Raw genomic sequence first — 6,661 nt, 5'->3', positions numbered from 1 at the left:
CTGTCGGAGGTGTCGGTCGAGGGCGGTGTGGTGAAGGGCCGTCGTGACGGGGACGCGGCGACGGAGCTGGTGGAGGCGGCGCTGCCGGCGGTGGTATCGGTGACGGACCAGTCGGGTGAGGCGCGGTACCCGTCGTTCAAGGGCATCATGGCGGCGAAGAAGAAGCCGGTTCAGTCGTTCGACCTGGACGACCTGGGGATCGAGGCCGGCGAGGTCGGTCTGGCGGGTGCGTGGACGGCGGTGGAGTCGGTGACGGCGCGTCCGGCGCGGACGGCGGGCACGGTCGTCAAGGACGAGGGTGAGGGCGGCAAGCAGCTCGCCGCGTTCCTCGCCGAGCAGAAGTTCATCTAATCCACTCTGTTTGCGCTTCCAACGATCGATCAGGAGCAACGAATCATGGCTGAGATCCTGGTTCTCGTGGACCACGCCGACGGTGTGGTCCGCAAGCCGGCCCTCGAACTGCTGACCCTGGCCCGCCGGATCGGTGAGCCGTCGGCGGTCGTCCTGGGTGCCGGTGCGGCCGCGGCCGACATCGCCGCCAAGGCCGGCGAGTTCGGTGCGGTGAAGGTGTACGTCGCGGACGGCGCGGAGTTCGCCGACCAGCTGGTCGTCCCCAAGGTCGACGCGCTGGCCCAGATCGCGAAGGCGTCGGAGGCGGCGGCCGTGCTGGTCACCTCCTCCGGTGAGGGCAAGGAGGTCGCCGCGCGCGTCGCGCTGCGGATCGGCTCCGGCATCATCACCGACGCCGTCGACCTGGAGGCCGGCGCCGACGGTCCGGTCGCCACCCAGTCGGTGTTCGCCGCGTCCTTCCAGGTGAAGTCCAAGGTGTCGCACGGCGCCCCGGTCATCACGGTGAAGCCGAACGCGGTGGCCCCCGAGGCCGCTCCGGCCGCGGGCGCGGTGGAGAACGTCACCGTCGCCTTCACCGGCAACGCCGCCAAGGTCACCTCGCGCACCCCGCGGGTCTCCTCCGGGCGCCCCGAGCTGACCGAGGCCGCGATCGTGGTCTCCGGCGGCCGCGGCGTCGGTGCCGCCGAGGGCTTCGGCGTGGTCGAGGAGCTGGCCGACGCGCTGGGCGCGGCCGTCGGTGCCTCGCGCGCCGCCGTCGACGCCGGCTGGTACCCGCACAGCAACCAGGTCGGCCAGACCGGCAAGCAGGTCTCCCCGCAGCTCTACATCGCGGCGGGGATCTCCGGTGCGATCCAGCACCGGGCCGGCATGCAGACCTCGAAGACCATCGTGGCCGTCAACAAGGACGCCGAGGCCCCGATCTTCGAGCTGGTCGACTACGGCGTGGTCGGCGACCTCTTCGCCGTGCTGCCGCAGCTCACCGGCGAGGTCCAGGCCCGCAAGGGCTGACCGGACGCGGTCGGACCGTACGCAGGGCGCGCCCGGGAGCCATCCCGGGCGCGCCCTGCGGCTTTCGCCGGCGCGGGCCCCGGGCGCGGCGGTGGGCCTGCCCGCGCTTTGCGGGTGTCCGGAGCGGGGCCCGTAGAGTCGGACGCCGGACCGGCGGCGACACGGCCGGCGGTGACAGGGCGCCACACCGCGACCAAGGGCGAGGGCAGACGCATGACACTCTTGACGGCACTTCAGGGCGACTTCGGCGACTGCGGAGACGCGCTGCGGATCGACGGGCGGGAGCTCTCCCGCGAGCAGCTGCTCGGCGCGGCGACCGCGGTGGCCGACCGGGCGGCCGGCGCGCCCGCGCTGGCGGTGCTCGCCCGGCCCACCGCCGAAACCGTCGCCGCCGTGGTCGGCGGACTGCTGGCCGGTGTGCCCGTGGTGCCGCTGCCGCCCGACTCCGGGCCCAAGGAGCGTGCGCACATCCTGCGCGACTCGGGTGCCGCGCTGCTCGCGCACGCCGCCGGGGAGGCGGCGCCGCAGGACACCGGGGTGACGGCGCTGCCCGTCGACCTGACGGAGCGGTCCTCCACCAGCTACGCCGAGCCCGCGCCGGACGCCACCGCGTTCGTGCTCTACACCTCGGGGACCACCGGCGCCCCGAAGGGGGCGATGCTCCACCGCTCCGCCGTCGCCGCCGACCTGGACGCCCTGGCCGAGGCCTGGCGGTGGACCGCCGAGGACACCCTGGCCCACGGCCTGCCGCTCTTCCACGTCCACGGTCTGGTGCTCGGCGTGCTCGGCGCCCTGCGGACCGGCAGCAGGCTGGTGCACACCGGGCGTCCCACGCCGGCCGGCTACGCGGCAGCCGGCGCCAGCCTGTACTTCGGCGTGCCGACGGTCTGGTCCCGGCTGGCGGCCGACCCGGAGGCGGCCGGGCGGCTCGCCTCCGCCCGGCTGCTGGTCTCCGGCAGCGCGCCGCTGCCGGTGCCGGTCTTCGAGAAGCTGGCGGCGCTGACCGGGCACGCCCCGATCGAGCGGTACGGCATGACCGAGTCGCTGATCACCGTCTCGACCCGGGCGGACGGCGAGCGCCGCCCCGGCAGCGTCGGGCTGCCGCTGACGGGCGTGCGGACCAGGCTGGTGGGCGAGGACGGCGAGCCCGTCCCCCAGGACGGGGAGAGCGTCGGCGAGCTGCAGGTCGCCGGGCCGACCCTGTTCACCGGGTACCTCAACCGGCCGGACGCCAACGGCGAGGCCTGGACGGCGGACGGCTGGTTCCGGACCGGGGACGTCGCCGTGATCGGCGAGGACGGCTTCCACCGGATCGTCGGCCGTGCCTCGGTGGACCTCATCAAGAGCGGCGGCTACCGGATCGGCGCGGGCGAGGTGGAGGCGGCCCTGCGCGACCATCCGGCGGTCGCGGACGCCGCCGTGGTGGGTGCGCCCGACGAGGACCTCGGGCAGGCGGTCGTCGCCTACGTCATCCCGGACGGCGCGGTGACGGGGGACCAGCTGGCGGCGTTCGTCGCGGAGCGGCTCTCGGTGCACAAGCGGCCCCGGCGGGTGGTGCTGGTGTCCGAACTGCCCAGGAACGCCATGGGAAAGGTGTTGAAGAAGCAGCTGCTGGCGGAGTCGGCACTCGGGTGACGGGAGGTCGTCCGGTGACGGTCGCTCATCTCCCCGACCGTCACCCCGCCCCTTCTCCTCACCTTCCGTGAACCCTTCCTTTGGCGCACTCCACTGCGCGCTGTGAGCGGCCGCGTGCCTAACGTGACACGCAGGCAGAACTGAATCCCAGGGCGACACGCCGCGGCTTCCGGTCGCAGGACCGGAAGCCGCGTCATGTCGGCGGGAAATCCCTCTGCCCTCCCCGTTCAGTGTTCAGCCGCGGTTCAGCAGTGTCAGCAGTGCTGAGCAGAGCTGAGCCGCGTTCAGCAAAGGAAGACAGCAGGATGACGACCGTCAACACCGGCGCACCGGGTGCCGCCGACGACCCGACCGGGCAGACCGCCGCCACCACCGACGGGCCGGCGCGTGCCGCCCGACCCTCCCGGGCGGCACGGGTCCGCCGGGGGATAGGCATGGTGGCCGTGATCGCGGCCGGCGTCGGCGTGATCGGCCTCGGCACCGGCGTGAGCAGCGCGGCCGCCGAGCCGGCGCCGGCCCACGCGGGCTGGGACGGTTCGCGGTACTGGTTCAAGAACAGCCAGGGTCAATGGCGCTGGACCACCCACTACGACGTCTACCAGGCCCGGACCGGGAGCGGCTCCGCCACCGCCGCCCCGGCGGCCCCGTCCTCCTCGTCGGGGGGGATCACGCAGGGCTGGGACGGTTCGCGGTACTGGTTCAGGAACAGCCAGGGCCAGTGGCGCTGGACCACCCACTACGACGTCTACCTGGACCGGACGGGTGGCGGCTCCTCCTCCGGTTCGTCCTCCGATTCGTCCTCGGGCTCGGCCGGGTCGGCCACCGGCTCCGCCTCGGCGGCGGCCGACGGGGACGTCGAGACGGCGGTGCAGTTCGCGCTCGCCCAGCTCGGCAAGCCGTTCCGGACGGCCGGCAACGGGCCGGACGGGTACGACTGCTCGGGCCTGGTGCAGCAGTCGTTCCGGCGCGGCGGCATCGACCTGCCGCGGGTGGCCAACGACCAGTACGCGGCGACCACGCCGGTCCGCGCCAGCGAGCTCCAGCGCGGTGACCTGCTCTTCTGGTCGGACGACGGCAGTGCCCGGGGCATCCACCACGTGGCGATCTACCTGGGCAACAACCAGTACGTGGAGGCCGCCCGGCCCGGGACCAACATCCGCATCTCGCGGATCAGCAGCGGCTACTACCCGACGCACATGGGCCGCCCCTGAGGCCTGCGCGTGCCGGGATGACGCCCGGTCGGTCGGACGGCGGCCCTCCCGCCGCCCGACCGGCCGGGCGTTCGGGATGTCGGGGCGCCCAGGGGTGGGGCGCTCGGGGGAGGGGTGCTTCGGAGATTCGGCGCTCCGGCGCTTCGGCGGTTCGTCAGCTCAGCGCTTCGGCGCTTCGGGGATTTGGCACTTTGTCGCTTTCTCGGGGCCTGGGAGCCCTGGGGCGGGTGGGGGCGCGGGAGGTGTGGAAGGGGGCGCGCGTAAGGTGGGTGGCCGCCGGTGATCAGGGGCGCGCGGACCGGCGGCCGGACGGGCGCGCGTACCGTGGTGCGAGGTGCCTGGCCTGGGCACATGCCCCTGTCACAGGGCGTGGCCGGCTTCGGCTGCCGGGCCGGTTACGGAGGTATGGGGACCGGCGCGGCGGGGGTACCACCTCGGGTGGCGCTGGTTCGGCTGACGGGGGCGCTGCCCGGTGCGAACGGCATCGGGGGAAGTCGAGGGGCAGGGGACGTTGTGATCGTCTGGGTCAATGGCACATTCGGGGCGGGCAAGACGACTGCCTGCCGTGAGCTGGTGGAGCTGCTGCCGGGGAGCACGCTGTTCGACCCCGAGCTGGTCGGGTTCGGGCTGCGGAACCTCCTGCCCGCCGACCGGCTGGCCGCGGTGTCCGACTTCCAGGACCTCCCGGCCTGGCGCCGGCTCGTCCCCGAGACGGCCGCCGCTCTGCTCGGTGAGGTGTCGGGTCCGCTGGTGGTCCCGATGACGCTGCTCCGGGAGGACTACCGGGACGAGATATTCGGATCGCTCGCCTCGAACGGCATCACGGTGCATCACCTCGTCCTGGACCCCGAAGAAACGATCCTGCGAGCGCGCATCGCTCAGCGGGACGAGTGCCCGGGCGATCCCGAGCGCAGCGCGCGCGTCCGGCAGTGGTGCCTGGAGCACCTGCCGCGCTACCGGGCCGCCCGCAGATGGCTCATCGAGGACGCCCGGATGGTCGACAACGGCGAGCTGACCCCGCGGGAGACCGCCGTCCGGCTCGCCCAGCTCATCCGGGAGGGCTCGGCCCGCTGCCCGATCGTCCAGACCCCGGACCCGACCGGGGACACGGTGGCCTCCGCCGTCCTGTTCTTCGACGAGCAGGACCGGGTCCTGCTCGTCGATCCGGTCTACAAGCCGGACTGGGAGTTCCCCGGCGGGGTGGTCGAACGCGGCGAGGCGCCGACCGACGCGGCCCTGCGGGAGACCGCCGAGGAGCTCGGTCTGCGGCTCGACCCGGGCGCGCTGCGCCTGCTCGCCGTCGACTGGGAGCCGCGCACCGGCCCGCGCCGCGGCGGCCTGCGGCTGGTCTACGACGGCGGCCTGCTGGACGCCGCCGCCCGGCAGGGCCTGCTGCTCCAGCAGGAGGAGCTGCGCGGCTGGCGCTTCGTCAGCCTGGACGAGGCCGCCGGCCTGCTGCCCCCGGGCCGGTACCGGCGGCTCGCCGCCGCGCTGGACGCCCGCCGCAGCGGCGAGCTGCGCTACCTGGAGGCCGGGCGGCGGGCCGGGCTGGGCCTGGCCCGGGCGGCCGACGCGGCGTAGCCGGTCCGGGGGCGGCAGGATGAGGGCATGCCGTTCACACTGAGCCATCCGGCCGCCGTCCTGCCCCTGCTGCGTGCGGCGGGGGCGCGCGGGCCGCTGGTCGCCTCGGCGCTGGTCGCCGGGTCGATGGCGCCCGATGTGCCGTTCTTCCTGGAGTCGCTGCTGCCCGGCGTCTACGGGCAGGGCGGCACGACCCACCGTTGGTGGGCGGTGCCCACCGTGGACGTGGCGATCGCGGGCGTGCTGGTCGCCGGGTGGCACGGGTTGCTGCGCGCGCCCTTGCTGGCCCTGCTCCCCGAGCGGTGGGCCGGCGCGGCGCACGCTCTGACGGTCCGGCGGGGCGGTGGCGCGAGCGCGGCCTGGTTCGCCGGCTCGGCGGCGCTGGGCGCGGCCACCCATGTCGGCTGGGACGCCTTCACCCACGAGGGCCGGTTGGGCGTCACCCTGGTGCCGGTGCTGGACCGGACGATCGCCGGGCTGCCGCTGTACACCGTGCTGCAGTACGGCAGTTCGGCGCTGGCACTGGCGGCGCTGGCCGGGCACCTGGCGCGGGCGGCCCGCACGGTGGAGCCGGTCCGGCCGGCCGCGGCGCTCCCGGCCGGGGCCCGGCGGGTCGCCGTGGCGGCGCTCGGCGCGGCGACGGCGGCCGGGGTGGCGCACCGGCTCGTGCCGCTGCGGCGCAACCTGATCCCGGAGTTCTGCTTCGGGGCGGGCGCGGGCCTCGCGGTCGGCGCCGTCGGGTACGCGCTGGTGCACGCGGCCGCGGCGCGGGTGGCCGGCCGGCGCGGGCGCCGGGCGAACGCTTTGGAGCGGTCGGCCGAGCGGCTCCCGGTGTGACGGCGGTACCGACGGCCGTCACACCGGGAGCGCGGCAC

The 6,661-nt window shown here is 74.9% G+C and carries 6 protein-coding genes; all 6 read left to right on the top strand.

Annotated features, from left to right (window positions below):
• Nucleotides 1–351: electron transfer flavoprotein subunit beta/FixA family protein (locus ACFVYI_RS32435; RefSeq protein ID WP_387892202.1), on the top strand; the 351-nt coding region annotated here is incomplete at its 5' end.
• Between the two features lie 45 nt (nt 352–396).
• Entirely contained in the window at nt 397–1,359 is a 963-nt protein-coding gene (locus ACFVYI_RS32430; RefSeq protein ID WP_387892201.1) for an electron transfer flavoprotein subunit alpha/FixB family protein, read from the top strand.
• A gap of 213 nt (nt 1,360–1,572) precedes the next feature.
• The gene (locus tag ACFVYI_RS32425; RefSeq protein ID WP_387892200.1) at nt 1,573–2,994 is read left to right on the top strand and encodes an acyl-CoA synthetase; all 1,422 of its coding nucleotides are present in this window, start codon (nt 1,573–1,575) and stop codon (nt 2,992–2,994) included.
• 305 nt (nt 2,995–3,299) lie between these two features.
• Entirely contained in the window at nt 3,300–4,205 is a 906-nt protein-coding gene (locus ACFVYI_RS32420; protein ID WP_387892198.1) for a C40 family peptidase, read from the top strand.
• 513 nt (nt 4,206–4,718) lie between these two features.
• Nucleotides 4,719–5,786: an NUDIX domain-containing protein gene (locus ACFVYI_RS32415; protein ID WP_387892197.1), complete on the top strand. Its 1,068-nt coding sequence runs from the start codon at nt 4,719–4,721 to the stop codon at nt 5,784–5,786.
• A gap of 27 nt (nt 5,787–5,813) precedes the next feature.
• A complete protein-coding gene (locus ACFVYI_RS32410) occupies nt 5,814–6,623 on the top strand; it encodes a DUF4184 family protein (protein WP_387892196.1) in 810 nt (269 codons plus the stop codon).
• The last annotated feature ends 38 nt before the right edge of the window (nt 6,624–6,661 follow it).

The sequence above is a fragment of the Kitasatospora sp. NPDC058218 genome (assembly GCF_042882445.1).
GTDB lineage: Bacteria > Actinomycetota > Actinomycetes > Streptomycetales > Streptomycetaceae > Kitasatospora.
The sequence above is the reverse complement of the archived record's forward strand: the minus strand, read 5'-3'. Positions and strand labels throughout refer to the sequence as shown.